The sequence below is a fragment of the Bradyrhizobium sp. LLZ17 genome (genome assembly GCF_041200145.1).
Lineage (GTDB): Bacteria > Pseudomonadota > Alphaproteobacteria > Rhizobiales > Xanthobacteraceae > Bradyrhizobium.
This window is the reverse complement of the sequence record NZ_CP165734.1, coordinates 4,363,665-4,378,795: the sequence shown is the minus strand read 5'-3', so window position 1 is coordinate 4,378,795 and position 15,131 is coordinate 4,363,665. Positions and strand designations below refer to the sequence as shown.

Here is a 15,131-nt window from a genome sequence, read left to right as displayed (position 1 = left end):
CGCGTTGAGAGGAATCCTAGGGCCGGTGTCGCCTCCCGGGCGCGCAACGTTGCGGGCAGCGCGGCCGCCATTCCCAGACCCATCATGAAGTTGCGTCGCTTCATTGCTGCTCCCGCATCCCATGGGATTAACCCTTGCCAAGGCAAAGCATTCGTGAGCCGCAACGAAACGTCGCTTCGGCTCACGAGCCGTAGTGCCCAAGTCATGGCGGAACGAGTGGTCCTGGACTCTGGACGGCGGATCGGCACGGCCCAATGACGGGTCTGGATGATAAAGGACGTTTGCTCGCCCATGGCACGACGACGCGTCTTATCCTCTAACGCCAGCATTCGTGTCGACCGGGTCGAGTGGCGACCTTCGCACTTCCGGCGACTCAGCAGACCCGGTCGAAACCTATTGCGAGATCGGCCGTGGCCACCATCAGAAGCTTGCCGATTGACCTCCCGCTTCGTCAATGCTACAATGTGTAGCATATCTTCCGAATGGCACGACGACGTATACAACTGCGCCCACGCTGTCGCCAAGTTGGCAAGGGACGTCCGGATGAAGCGCCTGCATCGCCGTCTCACCGCTTTGTCGATCCTCCTCCTCGTGACTCTCGGCCTTGCCACCGACGGCCGTGCGTACGACGTCGCAGCGATCAGCGATACTGAAACGCTTGGCTTCTCGGCGCCGCGGCTGTCACGGATCGCCGCCTGGCAGCAGACACAGGTCAATGCCGGCGCCTTCTCGGGCGCGGTCGCGGCCATCGCGCGGAACGGCAGAGTGGCGTATATGCGAGCAGTCGGGTTTCGTGACCGTGCAAAGACCACCCCGCTGCAGCTTGATGCGATCTTCTGGATTGCCTCGATGACGAAGCCGGTCACCAGCGTGGCCGCGATGATGCTGGTCGAGGAGGGGAAGCTCGATCTTGCTGCCCCGGTCGCCAACTATCTTCCCGAGCTCATGAATATGATGGTCGCTGTCGAGACCAAGGATCCTGTGACCGGCAAGACCCAGATCGCATATGAGCCGCAGAAGCATCCGATGACGGTGGAGGATCTGCTGCGCCAGACATCCGGCCTCACTTACGCGGATTCGGGTAATACGGCGGTGCACAGGCTCTATCGGGAGAGCGGACTAAACGCGAAGGGCTTGGCGCGTGACGGCACCCTGAAGGACTTCGTATCCCGTTTGGCGCGGCTCCCGCTCGCTCATCAGCCCGGAGAAGTCTGGGAGTATGGTCACAATGCTGACGTGCTGGGGCGGGTGATCGAGGTCGCGTCGGGCCAGCCGTTCGATCGGTTTCTCGACAACCGGCTGTTCAAGCCGCTCGGTATGGTCGACACCGGGTTCTGGGTGCCACCGGAGAAGCTCGCGCGCCTCGTCGACCCGCCGGCTGGGGCGACGATGCTTCCGGACCGGGATGTCACTAAGCCGACCACGCTGTTCTCGGGTGGCGGCGGACTGGTGTCGACGGCGGCCGACTATCTCAGGTTCTGTCAGATGCTCCTCAATGGTGGCGAACTCGACGGCGTGCGCATTCTGTCGCCTGAGATCGTGCGGCGGATGACCACGAGCGCTGTGCCGCCCGGGAAGCGCATCGCCGACGGCTCGGTTTGGGGACTTGGATTTTCCATCCGCAGCGAGGCCGCACGAAGCTCCGTCGCCGGATCGGTCGGCAGCTTCTCCTGGAATGGGATCTGGGGCACTCATTTCTGGGTTGATCCGGCGGAGCAGTTGATCGCCATCAATCTCATCCACGTCGCGCCGAACAAGTTCGCCGTGTTCAATTCTGCGTTTCACGGTCTCGTCTACGGCGCCTTCAGTGTTCCTGATCAAGGTGTGCCAGCATCAGCCGACGCTGGCGTCGATCAAGCCGCACTCGCATCCTTCACGGGCACGTACAGGTTCGCAACGCTGAGTTCCCGGGACCGGCAGGACGAGATTGGGGGTCTTGGCATCCAGATCGCGATACAGGACGGTCGCCTTGAGGTGAAATTCCCAATCCAAGGCACGCCTGCGGCCAAGGCCGGCGTCATGGCTGATGACATCATCACACATCTGGATGGGGAAGCGACGCAAGGCAAATCCCTCGATCAGGTTCTCGACAAGATGCGCGGGCCGGTGAACAGCTCGATCCGCCTGACCATCGCGCGCAAGGGGCAGAACGAGCCGATCGAGTTGACGATCGTTCGCGCTGTGATCGCACCGCTTGGCACCGATCTCCATGTCGCGATCACGGATGGCAAGCTGCAGGTCGAGGCCGGCGGAGCGCTGCCGGTGCTCGACTTCGAGAAGGGGATGCCCATCACGCTGGTCCCGATGTCGAACGATGAGTTTTTCGTCGATAGCGGCGAGCACACGCGTCTTGCTTTTCTGCACGATGAGATCGGCAAGGCGACTGGCCTAGTGCTCAATCCCGGGCCCTGGCAGATCACAGGTCAGCGGATCAACTGACCGGGGCGGAAGAGAAGACGCGAACGACCGCTCTGGGTCATTCGCGTCGATTTGCTCGGGTCTTGCCGATGTCCGGTCTGGCCTCAACTGCCGACCTGCCGGACGCGATGGCGATCTTCGCCTGGGCCAAGTCCGGAAGTCTCCTCTACTCAAGGACCTCGTCCGCTATCGCGAGTACCGAGGCAGGCACTGTGAGTTCTAGCTGCTTCGCGGTCTTTAGATTGATCACGAAGAGGTATTTCGTCGGTGTCTGCACCGGAAGATCGGCGGGCTTCTCGCCCTTGAGGATGCGATTTACATATGCTGCTGCGCGGCGATAGTTGTCAACAAATTCGGAACCGTAGGACATGAGCCCGCCGTCGGTCGCGAACGCGCGCTCGAAATAAATTGCCGGAAGCTTGTACTTGCTAGCTAACTCGACGAACAGCTTGCGTTGAGTGAGGGCTGTCGCGCTCCTCGTCACGATAAGACCAGCGTCTCCATTCCGAGCGAGTGAGCTGATGACCCTTTCGATATCGCTCGCATCCCCAACGCCGACCGGGCTTAATGCGATGCCGAGGGATGTCGCGATAGCTTGGATAGCGCCGAACTGACCAATGCCGGTTGCTATAGTGGGATCTCGCACTACCACTACTCGCCTCAACGTCGGCACGGTCTGCTTGAGAATGTCAAGCCATTTACCGACCACAGCATAGTCAAACGAAGTGAAACCCGTGGCATTGCCGCCCGGCCGGGCCAAGCTTTCGACAAATCCAGCCCCGACCGGATCGGCGACGTTCACAAAGACAATGGGTAATGTGTGGGTTGCTTGTAGCATTGGACCAGTCGCTGTGGCGCTAACCGCGACGAGCAGGTCGGGCCTAAGCGCCACTAGTTCAGCCGCCGCTCTCTGCACGTCGGCGCTGCCTCCGTTCGACCAGTGTACCTCAATGATAACGTTGCGGCCATCGATCCATCCCAATTGCCGTAATCCATCATGTAGTGCCGCGATACCTGCCAGACCGCGGGCATCGCCCTCCCTGAGCGGTACGAGCACGCCGATGCGACGGATTGCAGGTGACGATTGCTGCGCGTGCAGCGCCCAGGGCCACGCGAGTGCGGTGGTTATCAGAAGTAGAACGAGTTCGCGCCTTCGCATGGTCTCTCCCATGCTTGTTACCTGATCGGCGATCATAGTCTGGTGGGGTTGCTCCGGCGAGTGGCAAACCCTCTCCAGTCGAGGAAAGTTCTAGGCGGGCAGGTCGGCTACGGGTCAAGATGCGAAAAGCTCAACTGGGTAAATCTAGTCCGCTCCGACTCATTAAGTTGACCTCATAGCGAAGTCTCGCGACTTCGCTGATGGGCCACTTCCGGACTCTTGCACTGCAGCAAATAGCAACGGTGTTCGATGCGTTCATGTGCCGGCGGAGAAACCGTCCACAGGACCATTCAATGGCGGTCGACAGAGCTATCGAACGTACAGATTGGACGTTGCCTATCCGTTTGAACGTCGCCACGTAGCCGGCGCAGTCCCGAAAGCCTTCTTAAAGGCGCGAGAAAAAGCGGCCTCCGAACTGTAACCGACCGAGTCAGCGACTTGTGCAAGAGACGCTCTGGTATTGCGGAGCTTCTGGGTCGCGACCTGCATGCGCCAACTGGCGACGTAGTGCATCGGTGGCATGCCGATCAAGCCAATGAAGCGGTCGGCCAGCGCGGAGCGGGAGAGACCGACCTCGCGACTGAGGTCATCCACGCTCCAGGGCCGCGCGATGTCTCGGTGCAGCAGTGCAAGCGCCCGCGCAACGTGCGGGTCGCGTAAACCGGCGAGCCAGCCGGTTTGGCCCTGGGGCAGGCCTTCAGCATAGCGCCGCACGGCTTCAACGAACAACAGCTCCGACAGCTTCGCCAGCACGGTCTCCGAACCCGGGCGGCCGGCGGCGACCTCATCGGCGGCATACTGGAACGTCGAGCGGATCCATTCTGCTGCGCCGCCTTGTTCGGCATCGAGCTTTAGCAGGGACGGCAAGGTGGAGATCACCGGGTTATCTTCGGCGCTATCGCAACCGAGGTACCCGCAAATCATCCGTGTGCGTTTCCCTCGGCCGCCGTGATGGATCGTGAACAGTCCGCCCTCCTTTGGCGGTTGGATAATATCACTACCAGCTACCGGCGTCAGGTTTAGGTCGCTGCCCACCAGATGCAAGTCGTTGCGCGGCAGCAGAACGACGTCGCCGGCTCTAAGCACGAGGTCTTCTCCATCCTCGCCGTCAACCCGGATATGGAGTTCGCCCTCGACGACATAGTGATAAAGAATCATATGCGACGTTGGCCCGAGTGCGGGTGCGCAGTGTTCCGGCGCGACGCGGGCAGCCATACACCATGGCGCGAAGAAATCGGCGTGCAAGAAAACGCCGCCAGTCAAATGCGCCACTCTCAAGACGTCGGATAACGCGTCCATGCCCGCCTCCTACCACGATACGGTATTTCGGTCATGTCTCCCGGTGGGCTGGTCATAGACGCTCGATCGACTGGCAACCTACAGATGACCGCATGAGCCAACCGGTTCGGCCATTCTATTGTGTCCAGAAGGGACTTCATAGGACTCGTGGCGGGATGGAGTGGTGGCCTCGTTCTGGTTCTCTTCCATTTCGGCCTTGGTCCGATATGCCGGCTAGGACAACTCATGATCGTCTGCTCTTGCAATGTGTTCAGTGACCATCAGCTTCGGTCCAGGCTTGCGAACGCGACGCAACGGCTGCGGATGAGTCAGATCTATGACTACCTCGGCAGCGGCGCGCACTGCGGCCGCTGCGCTCACATCATCAAGCGGATCATGGACGAAATGACGGACGGCGCGATCGGCCCCGTTGACGCAATGCGAGCCTGCACGTTGCTGAAGCAACGAGAGTGCTGGAAGGCATTTCCATAGGAAAGAGTGCACCGGGTCTATCGCAAGAACTCCGATTACCCGGAAATTTAGTGCGATACTGACAAGTCCGGCGGGCGTTCAAAATCCGCTTTGCGCCGCTTTTGAACGCTCGAGTTCTTCGCGCCGTGGTGCATTGGCACGCCTCGCGCCCGACCGCCCCAGCCACTCCCAATGCGTCCACCGCGATACGGTGTCTCGGTCATTTCTCCCGGTGGGCCGATCATAGACCCTCGCCCGTCTAACGACCTAAAGATCGCTGCATCGGCCGATCGGTTTGTCTGTGCCATCGGCGCACCACTCCGCGAAAGGAGACAGAAATGAACGCGATCAGCAATATTTCCGACAGCAGCGAACGGTACGCACGCTGCATTCAAACGTCCAAACGGGTTCGTTGGGACATCGACAAGGATGTGGTCCGGGGGCGCAGCTTCGATACCGCCCACAAGTTTCTTCCAGACGGGCTTTCTCTGGCAGATGCGTTCACGACGCTGTCGGCCGATGAAAAGCGGTTCGTCAGCCAGATCCAGGGCCGGACTTACGCCAATGTCTTTGGCCTGGTCGAGCGCTTCATCAATGCCAAGGTCCTGGAATTGAGCGAGGATCACTGGTTCGGCGACCAGGTTGCGCTCGAGGCGCTGGTACGGTTCAGCGACGAGGAGTTAAAGCACCAGGCACTGTTCCGCCGTGTCGACGCGATGGTCGGCGATGTTCTCCCCGAGGGTTACAGCTTCGACGTCGATCACAATGCCGTCGCCCACGCTGTTCTTGGAAAAAGTACCTGGGCGGTGTTGGCATTGACGCTGGATATCGAGCTGTTCACCCAGCTCCACTATCGCCAGAGCATCGATCCCGATCCCCAGCTCTCCGAGCTGTTCAAGGACGTGTTCCTCTATCACTGGAAGGAGGAGAGCCAGCACGCGATCCTCGACGAACTTGAATGGGTGCGCCACGACGCCGAGCTAACAGCGGAGCAACGCGATCGGGCGGTCGACGAGTTCATCGAATTGGTCGCCGCAGTAGACGGCATCCTGCAAGCCCAGGCCAAAGCCGACGCGAGTTATTTCGCGGCAGAGTGCCGCCGTACGGTCCAAGCGATGGAGGCGCAGGCGATCGAGGCTGCCTTCCTCAAGGCCTACCGCTGGCAATACATCCATTCAGGCGCCCAGCATCCGCACTTCGGCAAGGTCCTCTCCAGCCTGATCACCGAAACCCAGGGCCAACGCATCCAGTCGGCGCTCGCCACCATCCAATAACTCTCGATCGACTCGCACCACCACCCAGCAAAAGGAGGCCCATCATGGTTGCACAAAAGAAAACCGCCGACCACACCGTCGTCAACGGCATCAATGTCGTCGACTTGTTTGCCCTGATCGACGGCGTGAGGCGGGAGCCTGCAAAAGGTAAAACAAACTGGCACGTCACCACGACTTGGCAGGGCCAGGCGCGGAGCCGTGCGCAAGTCGAGAGTTTTGAGATCGGCGGAGAACGGGTGTCGCGCCGGTTCTCGATCGACATCGACGAACCCAACGAACTGGGCGGATCGAACAGCTTCGCCAATCCGCAGGAGCATCTAATCGCGGCGCTCAACGCCTGCATGACGGTGGGATACGTGGCGCAGTGCGCGGTGCGTGGAATCACCCTCGAAAGCCTGGCCATCGAGACCGGCGGTGAGATCGATCTCCGCGGCTTCCTCGGGATCGATCCTGCCGTGCCGCCGGGCTACGAGAACCTGAGCTACACCGTCCGCATCAAGGGTAGCGGCACCAAGGAGCAGTTCGCCGAAATCCACGAGGCGGTCATGGCGACCTCGCCGAACTTCTACAACATGTCCCGGCCCGTGGCTCTCAAACCAGCCCTGGTCGTCGAGTGACGGCCAGATTGGAGGGACGAGGCGGCGGCTGCAAGACAATCAGCTGCCGCGCTCCTCTCCGATGTGGGCTTAGTTGTGTAGATACACGACCCAACCCAACACAAAGGAGCATCATCATGAATTGTCTTATCGAGACTCACGACAAAAACAAAGGCAGTTTCCCGGAGCAGGAGTTCACTGAGGAACAGTTCTTTGAGCAATTCGCCGCGCTCGAGGATGGCCTTGCCCTCCTTCAAATTCACATGCGCGGCATGTCCGAGAACGCCGAACTCTTCGGCAGCCTCGCAAGGCACATGCGGCGATCAATTTGCCCTACGACTCTATCACCAAGCGAAGACACGTGACCGGTGCCGACAAGCGTTGCTATCCGATGTATCAACGCGGATCGAAGAGAAGAATAGGACGTTGGTCATGTTGCGATCGGAGTTGCCGGAATCCCGGGCGCGATGGATAGCGGAGAATAATCCGGTCTGTCCCATCTGTGCGGTTCCAATCGATAAGGCTGTCGCAGAAGGTTGCGGAATTTCTACAGCAACATGCGACCTGCACGCCCTTCAGCATCAGATTATAAACCTGAAGGGGAATGTGGATCGGGAAGCGCAGGACATTCTTGCCCTCGAAAATCAAAAGTCGAGTCTGCAGTACGAACTTGGCATCGCCCGCCAGCATTTGAAGCCGCTGGAACAGACGGTCGCTGCGCTTGAGCGAAGCTTGCTCGATCAGTCGAATACGATCCGCGCGGTCCAAAGACTTGTCGATGATGCAGACCGGTATGAAAAGCTGCTGATCGACCGGGAAAACGTAGCTTCGTCGCTCGAGCGAGCAACATCCCAATTAGGTTCTCGCCGTGACGAATTATCGGCACGCCGTCAATCGGCCCGCGAATCCATTGCTCGTTTGTCGTTTGCCTTCGATACAGTCCTCAAGGAACTGGTGCCGAGCAATATTGACGGCGAAGCCAGGTTGGACGGCAATGGTCTCAGCCTGACCGCAAAACTAGACGGCGAAAGGTCAACTGCGGCCATCGACTCCTTAAGGTCGTAGCGTTTGATCTTGCTGCTCTGGTTTTGACGATGGAGGGCCACAGCCGCCTACCCGGTTTCCTACTCCACGATAGCCCTCGCGAAGCGGATCTCGGCCGTTCGATTTATGATCGCCTGTTCGAGTTTGCAAGAAAGCTCGAAGCATTCGGTCCTTCTCCGTTATTTCAATACATTGTAACGACCACGACGGAGCCTCCCGGCGAATTCCATTCTGAGCCATGGCTTCGCCTTATCCTCCACGGGACACCTGCTGCTGAAAGATTGCTGAAGATCGATCTCTGACGTTGCAAAGTGCCATTATGGCTATGATTGTCGAAAATCCTCCCAGCTTCATCGTGCGTACCGAGGCACAGAAGGCCGCATGGGACAACGGGTATCGGTTGGAACGGGGTATCGACAACGGGTGGCTACACTACGCTTCAACGACGGCACCTGGCTCAATTTGGATCGGCGGTGTCTCTGAGGCAGGACCATGGTTACTCTCTCTCGGTCATTCCGGCATCGCAGCAGAAGTCGGCGTGTTGCCGGTTTCGGCGGCGTCGGGGCCCGGTCGAGCCACATTTCTGCTCAACAGCCTGACCGAGCTGCATGTCGCTCTTGATCGCGTTTACAAGCTTGCCGTAAGCTTGCCGGAGGCGCCGCTCGATCGCTTTAGGGCCAAGACTGCCACCCTTCCGCGAACAACTGAGGCCGAAAGGATCGTAATCCAGCGTATTGGCCAGGACATATTCCGGGACGCCCTGTTGGACTACTGGAGCGGGCGCTGTCCCATGAGTGGCATTACTGAGCGAGCGCTCCTCCGGGCATCTCACATCAAGCCATGGGCCGATTGTACAGACGCAGAGCGCCTCGATGTGCACAACGGTCTACTACTTTCTGCTCTTTGGGACGCCGCGTTCGACCGCGGTCTAGTGAGCTTTGCCGACGATGGTTCCGTTCTCGCAAGCCCTCAGCTGGGGGAGAAGGAGCGCGAAGCACTCGGGCTTGCCAGGGCGTTGCCCCTTCAGGGGCTGCGCGAAGCCCATCGCGTCAACTTGGCGCTCCATCGGAACCTGTATCGGTTTTGACGTGGCTTGCGTCCCCGCTAACGATCTTCACTGTTGCGGAGCTGGTTTGAAGCTTAGGGCCGATTTCTACATTTTGCGCGCGTCCTCCACGGATGATGAGCTCATTGGCGCTCGAACGAACAGGAGCTATTTTTGGCTTTAGATCGAAACGTCTTCAGGCAGCAGTTCGACGTCTTCAGGGAACGCATTGCGAGAAGAAGCAAGCATCCCTTTGTATCGTTCCACGATGGACTGCCGCTGGAATGGGAGGGATATAAAGAACCCCTTCACCAAAAGGCGATCGCTCGCCTAAATGCGACGGCTTGGCAACTCAGTACGGTCGGAAGGGGCGACATCCTGAAACGGCTAATTTCGGCGATCGAGATAGCGCCAGAGGGAGACGACGACAGCAACAATCTTGTACGGTGGAGAAATGAAAACGGGCATCGGAACCGCTCGCACTATGTGCTTCTCGACGCGCAAGCGGAGCCGGAGTTGCGCCGCCAGATCGAGGGCTGGGCATTTAGCTTCTACCGCGACGATGAGGAACCCGGCGCAGCGTTCGAGCAAATCCGCTCCATAGTCGGCTCAAGATACGACCTCCTCGCCTACCTGTTTTTCCTTAAGAATTCGCAGTTGTACATGCCGATCGCCTCTACGACCTTCGATAAGGCCTTCGAAGCGTTGGAAATGGACGTCAAGACGGCATGGAGGTGCTCGTGGACGAATTACCAGGATTACCTTGGCGCGCTGAACGAGATCCGTCTGGCTCTCAGTGAGATGCCGGGTTTGGCTGAAGTGCGGTTGATAGATGCGCATTCATTTTGCTGGCTGCTTGTTCGGCCGGAGATGGAGCGGCCCGATATCCTTCTGGTTGCAAGCGCCAAGGGCAAGGCATCGAACGCTAAAATCTATAGCGCTATGGAGAAATCGATTTACGAGATGGTCGAGATGACCATGGAAACCGTCCGCAACTCGAATGGGCAACTCGTGACCTCCACTAAAAAGGTGAAGGAGCTTTGGATGTCGAAAACCAGCCTCGACACCTATGTGAGAGCGCTTCTGGAAAAGCAGGAAGGCAAGTGCACTCTGACCGGCATCAAGCTTCAATTTAGGGGAGCTCACGAAGACGAGCAGCTTCTTCCTTCGTTGGACCGGATCAATAGCGACAAGCAGTACGAGGACGGCAACCTTCAGGTCGTCTGCCGCTTCGTTAACCGTTGGAAAAGTAACACACGCGACGAGGAGTTCCGGCGCCTCCTCTCACTGGTCCGGGGAGACGGGTAGGCGTAGGCGGCGGGCAGGTTTGCGGTTGCCAGCAGGGTCACAAGAAAATCCATCGGCCGATGACATCTGTTGCAGATGAGGGGTGGTGCGTTGTCCGTGTGATCGCCGCGCGCCATTGCCGGTCCGCCCAAAGATGACGATCGTAATTCAATTGGCCGACGCTTACATCTCCGGACGATTACCGGCCGGCCGCATCGAAACAGGCCCGCCGGCGTGAGCCGCTATTGCTCCTGAACCGAGACTCAGTTCTCATTCCGATCATCAACTTGCTTGCGGGGGCGATCGTGAACGGCGAAGCCGGATGCACGGTTTGTAGCGAACCTCGAGTGCTCAAAGCTATTTTCCCCGTGGCCAAAGGCTACGAGCTGAAGCACTATGAATGCGCCAGCTGCGGCAGCGATCTTTGGCTAGTTGCCAGAGTGTCCAGATCATCCAAGCCCAAGCGGCAGAGGGGAAGACTTGCTCCCGGTACGCGGTCCAAGACCATCGATGCGGTGCTAAAGGGGGCGCTCGTGCCGCGGTCATTCCAAAACTGAAAGGCGGCCGGCCAGCGTGAACCGGCGGCCAAGCTCCTGGTCCGACGAAATCATTTCCCACCCTCGGCGAAATCACCGTGAAACAGAACTGTTCAAGTCTAGCGACATCGAATAGCGGGGATCCCAACATGCTAGTCCTGATGAACCTGATCTGGCGGCGCGCTGCTTACACGATGCTAGCCGGCATGCGGTCCAAGCTCGTCAGGCAATGACGAGAACAGGCCGCCAGCGTGGAGCGGCGTAGTTCTCTGACAGATGGCTGTGTCACCGAAATTTCAGGTGACCATCTCCGCCCCCGCTTCTGAACGGGTTTCATCTCGCCTGTGCTTTCGACCTGGGCGGTCTCTTCATGGCCACACCTTGCGCACCGAAACTCAATTTGGGGCGACTGGCTTGGCCAGATCGGGCGGATGAAGTTGGCGGGCATCGGCCAAGCATGACAGTTGGCAGGCACGCAGGACGTGATCTGGAGAGAGCACAGTCATCTCCAACACCTTGGAATACCGCCGGTGACTGCCAACCATGCATTTTTCGGATTGTTCCGATAAAAACAGCCCCGTGAGCGCCCGACGCAGGGCGCCCGCTGAAGGACGGCCGTTACTTTACAACGACGGATTCAATTCTCCGGCAGGGTATACACCTGTAGACGTAGACGGCGGGCAGGTTTGAGATCTCCGGCAGCGTCGTCAGATAATCCATTGGCCGCCGACATCTTATGCAGATGAGGGTTGGTGCATCCTCCGTGTCATCGCCACGCGCCATAGTACGCCAAAAGTGAGGACTGTAGTCCCATCGGCTGGCGCTTACGTCTCCGGATCACTACCGGCGCACATCGGACAAAAAAGAAACCCGCCAACCTTGGGGCCAGCGGGAGTTGCCTGAAACCGCGACCGGAAGGGGCCGGCCGCCCGTGTAGGATGGCACGAAAGCCCGCCAGCGCGAACCGGGGCCCCCCTTGCGCCAAATCACGCAATGCCACTCAGCGACTCTCTAGAGCCTGTCAGAAACGCTGTCCGGTTGCCCTGTGTATTCAGCGGTGCTTCACTCCGGCGCCGGCCCGGCCTCCTCAAGTCCGCCGGCAAAGGGCGGCCCCGATGCTTTGCTCCCTTGCGTGATCGGGGCCGTTCTCATGCACGGCGTGATTTGATTGCCTACCCGGCCGGGTTGTTCTTCTCAGTGCCCGATCAATCCTTGCCGATCTGGCCAAGCCCTGATTCGATCAGCTTGAGATCCTCCTGTAGAGCCCGAACCGATTGATCGACATGCGTCCCGCTTTGGAGATCACCTAGTAGCTGTCGCCGGTGAATACGCATGTCCTCCAACGCGTGCCTGTCGTTCCAACTCCGGCAAAATCCCGGATGGAAACTAGTCAGCACGATCTATGCCAAGAATCGATGACACTTTCGGGCGCAGGCGCAAAGAAAAAGCCCGCGGCGTGGTTCTTTGATACTGGCTGTATCACCGAAAAACCTCAGGTGACCATCTCCGCCTGCGCTTCTTAACGGGCTTCATCTCCCCTGTGCTTTCGACCTCGGCCGTCTCTTCATGACCACACTTTGCGCATCGAAACTCAATTTGGGGCGACAGGCTTGGCCAGCTCGTGCGGACGAAGTTGGCGGGCATCGGCCAAGCATGACACTTCGGGCAATCACGCAGGACATGATCTGGAGAGAGCACAGTCATCTCCCAACACCCTGGAACCCGCCGGTGGTTGCCAACGATGCGTTTTTCGGATCGTTCCGATAAAAACGGCCCCAGCCAACTGGCGGCGGGCTGGGGCCGTGGGGACTCCGGTTCGCAGGGGGGCTGGAGGCCGGAGCACAGAGAGAACGGCGTGCATTGCCGTTTGTTCCCGACTCCCAAAATGCTCTGACGCTCCTGGCCGCCGTTGCGACCACGGTCGCCGGGTTCATCTTTTGAGCGAAGCGCTCGCCGGCCATGCACGTCGAGGAACGGTGCCGGCCTCACCTCATTGCCGGCGATGCAAACCGTCTGGCTCGGCATCATCATCGCAGGCCTGCTTGTCCTGCTCGCGGCGATCTCGGCGGCGGCGATGGTGCTGATCTGAGCGCGAAGCGCTCGGTGCAGTTTCGTACTGCCGGAGGGTTTTATGACCTAGCTGATTCACAAATGTGTTGTTCGGGTGGCCCGGCATAAGGCATCATTTTGCTTGCTGGTGTGTATGCGCGCGGGGCGGTTATGGACAGGATTGAGTATGGGTTCGCGGTGACGGCGCTCACCAGCTTTTTGGTTCTGATTGCTGGGATGGCTTGGCTGATGCTGTAAGCGGCCTCGCCTAGGGCGGTTGTGACCCGGCTTCGTTCGGTATCGAGAACGGGAAGCCATCTTTATTCAGGTGTTCGGATTCGACACCCTAGTCGAGAACGCAAAGAAGCGTAACCAAGGTTCTTCAAGGTGCTCCTAGATGAATAGTCTGAAAAGACAGCGCGTTGTTCGCCCATGTCCGGCTCTGCCACAGCCGCATGCTGTTCGTGCGGGCGCCTAGCTGAGCTAGGATCGATCCGTGCAAGGTCGGGGGCGAGGTGCCTACAAAGGATCAGTTTCGGTCAGAAATCCGTTCTCAGCTGCGAAGCGCTGAGCTTCGCGGTGCCGCATTCCTTGAGATTAGTGCTGGGATGGTTCATCGTAAACTTGGAGGCTATCCGCGGACGAACAATCAAATGCCCTCATGTTGCGATGCGATGTACGAAGAAAAGCGGGCAGGAGACACGATAATGTCGCCTCCGAAAAAGGGACGGGGAGCTTCTTTGACGATCCGATACGCTTTTCCCCGTTAGCAACGCCGAAGTCGGTATCGAATATTGTGTCTATATCTGATGGGCGGACCATGACGAACAGCATCGCGGCTGAAGTGATCGGGCAACTCCGGGCAGCGGTCGCCGCTTTGAAAAGTCTCCCATCATACGGACAGATTGTCGAGCCTCGCGATCAGTTCGAGCCTCGCGTCGTAGTTTCAATCAGTGGGGCGGCCCGATAGGGGGCTATCTAGTTCGCTGCTTTGCGCCGACGAAGCGACCGTCAGCGCTGCACCAACGCGCGGCGCGAACACGGGGTACATCTCATTGATGCGTTTCGCCAACCACTCGTGCTGGCGCGGCCAATCCGCTTCATCTGTTGGGTCGGCGTCAGTATAAACCGCGATCCGAGAATCCTGCCCTTCTGGCAGTTGCTGCCAGTCTAATCGATAGCCAAGCTCGCTTTCTATCTTCGCTTCGTGTTCCTTGAGAGCCTTGAAGAAGGTTTTTGCAGCGGGGCCTCGAAGATAGATCTCTGCACGAATTTGATTCTTTTGGATGTTCATGGCAGCGCCAATTCTCTGGCTTCGGCCGATCTTATAGTGCATCCACGATTGTGGTTGCGGTTTGCGTTTCCCCGACACTGCGCCACCGATCTCTTCTAGCTTCGAATTGAGCGCCGCCCAGTATCTTTCACGCATAGCCTCCGTTTCAGACTGCTCGCCCGCATCGATTGCACCAGCGGCCTTAGCGACCGAGGTTGACCATATGTTTGGCTTTGACACGATATTGAACTTTGGCGCAGCTGGCGAAGCTCCGATCCGCCATAATTCAACCTCCAATCCAAAGAACCGGAAACTCTCGTTGGTGATCTTGTTCAGCCAATCGAGTGTTGATCGATGTTCTTCGGTGAAACGGGCTGCAATCCAGACGATCGTCACCGCATCAAGACCGGAGGCGTAGGTCAACAGCTGGCCGAGATGTATATGATCGGTGCGCTCCAATTGGTTCTCAATTAAAACCCAACGGTCGTTATCGATGTCCTTACAGAGTAGGTCTGCACGGAAGGGCCCCACCGCCCTTTCCTGAGCCTCGAGTTCTAGCTCGATCTTTAAGGTCTCGCCTAAAATGGCGAGGTTCTCAGGTCGCGCAAGCCAAGGCGTGAAGCTGCTTGCTTCGCTTGTCCAGATGTCACGAAGTTCAACTCGTTCAAGTCGTCCCAATGGTTGATCAGCCATCCTGATGA

The 15,131-nt window shown here is 58.6% G+C and carries 11 protein-coding genes; 8 read left to right on the top strand and 3 right to left on the bottom strand.

Annotation, left to right across the window (positions count from 1 at the left end):
* The first annotated feature begins 291 nt into the window (after positions 1–291).
* Complete coding sequence (locus tag AB8Z38_RS21090; protein WP_369719763.1) at positions 292–2,439, top strand: serine hydrolase; 2,148 nt, start codon at positions 292–294, stop codon at positions 2,437–2,439.
* Between the two features lie 145 nt (positions 2,440–2,584).
* On the opposite strand, the gene AB8Z38_RS21085 is transcribed toward AB8Z38_RS21090, so the two are convergent.
* Positions 2,585–3,613: an ABC transporter substrate-binding protein gene (locus tag AB8Z38_RS21085; RefSeq protein WP_369719762.1), complete on the bottom strand. Its 1,029-nt coding sequence runs from the start codon at positions 3,611–3,613 to the stop codon at positions 2,585–2,587.
* Positions 3,614–3,913: 300 nt separating this feature from the next.
* Complete coding sequence (locus tag AB8Z38_RS21080) at positions 3,914–4,876, bottom strand: AraC family transcriptional regulator (RefSeq protein WP_369719761.1); 963 nt, start codon at positions 4,874–4,876, stop codon at positions 3,914–3,916.
* 225 nt (positions 4,877–5,101) lie between these two features.
* Here AB8Z38_RS21080 and AB8Z38_RS21075 point away from each other — a divergent pair, with 225 nt between their 5' ends.
* The 7 genes from AB8Z38_RS21075 (at position 5,102) to AB8Z38_RS21045 (ending at position 10,593) form a co-directional block, all read left to right on the top strand.
* Positions 5,102–5,347 carry a bacterioferritin-associated ferredoxin gene (locus tag AB8Z38_RS21075; protein WP_369719760.1) on the top strand — a complete coding sequence of 82 codons (246 nt, stop codon included), beginning with the start codon at positions 5,102–5,104 and terminating at the stop codon, positions 5,345–5,347.
* Between the two features lie 317 nt (positions 5,348–5,664).
* Positions 5,665–6,600, top strand: a complete 936-nt coding sequence (locus AB8Z38_RS21070) for a hypothetical protein (RefSeq protein ID WP_369719759.1) — start codon at positions 5,665–5,667, stop codon at positions 6,598–6,600.
* Positions 6,601–6,644: 44 nt separating this feature from the next.
* On the top strand, positions 6,645–7,217 hold the full coding sequence (locus AB8Z38_RS21065; RefSeq protein ID WP_369719758.1) for an OsmC family protein: 573 nt from the start codon (positions 6,645–6,647) through the stop codon (positions 7,215–7,217).
* 116 nt (positions 7,218–7,333) lie between these two features.
* Entirely contained in the window at positions 7,334–7,561 is a 228-nt protein-coding gene (locus AB8Z38_RS21060; protein WP_369719757.1) for a hypothetical protein, read from the top strand.
* 67 nt (positions 7,562–7,628) lie between these two features.
* Positions 7,629–8,261: a hypothetical protein gene (locus AB8Z38_RS21055; RefSeq protein ID WP_369719756.1), complete on the top strand. Its 633-nt coding sequence runs from the start codon at positions 7,629–7,631 to the stop codon at positions 8,259–8,261.
* Positions 8,262–8,559: 298 nt separating this feature from the next.
* Positions 8,560–9,327: an HNH endonuclease gene (locus AB8Z38_RS21050; protein ID WP_369719755.1), complete on the top strand. Its 768-nt coding sequence runs from the start codon at positions 8,560–8,562 to the stop codon at positions 9,325–9,327.
* Between the two features lie 132 nt (positions 9,328–9,459).
* Entirely contained in the window at positions 9,460–10,593 is a 1,134-nt protein-coding gene (locus AB8Z38_RS21045) for a hypothetical protein (protein WP_369719754.1), read from the top strand.
* Positions 10,594–14,103: 3,510 nt separating this feature from the next.
* Here the strand turns inward: AB8Z38_RS21045 and AB8Z38_RS21040 are convergent.
* Positions 14,104–15,123 (bottom strand): DUF4268 domain-containing protein, encoded by a 1,020-nt coding sequence (locus AB8Z38_RS21040; RefSeq protein ID WP_369719753.1) that lies wholly within the window; start codon positions 15,121–15,123, stop codon positions 14,104–14,106.
* Positions 15,124–15,131 lie beyond the last annotated feature (8 nt).